At 64.9% G+C, this 313-nt stretch carries 1 protein-coding gene; it reads right to left on the bottom strand.

The features are described from left to right. Positions 1–313 (bottom strand): integrase catalytic domain-containing protein (locus tag CBW22_RS25760; RefSeq protein WP_141097394.1); only part of this gene is annotated, 313 nt, incomplete at both ends.

Below are 313 nucleotides of genomic sequence, written 5' to 3'. Positions count from 1 at the left end.
CGGCGCAACGAAGGGCGAGCCGTTGTCGGTGCGGATAACGTCGGGCAGCCCGCCTTCCAGGAAGGCCCTTTCCATGCAGCCGCGCACGAACACCGTGGTCTCCGACGTGCCCGGCTCGCATGACAGCAGGTAGCGGCTGTGGTTATCGGTAAGCGTGAAGGGGCGGCACCAGCTGCCGTCTTTCAGGCGAAAGCGCCCTTTAAAATCAGCGCTCCAGACGTGGTTATTCCTCACAGGCGTCGTGAGACTGCGCAGGTTGCCCGGCGTTCGCTTGCGTGGCGTCCGCGGCTGAACCATTCCCGCCGCCTTCAGC

The organism is Pantoea sp. VS1 (assembly GCF_002207995.1).
Classification (GTDB): Bacteria; Pseudomonadota; Gammaproteobacteria; order Enterobacterales; family Enterobacteriaceae; genus Pantoea; species Pantoea dispersa.
This window is presented reverse-complemented; position numbering and strand designations above follow the sequence as displayed.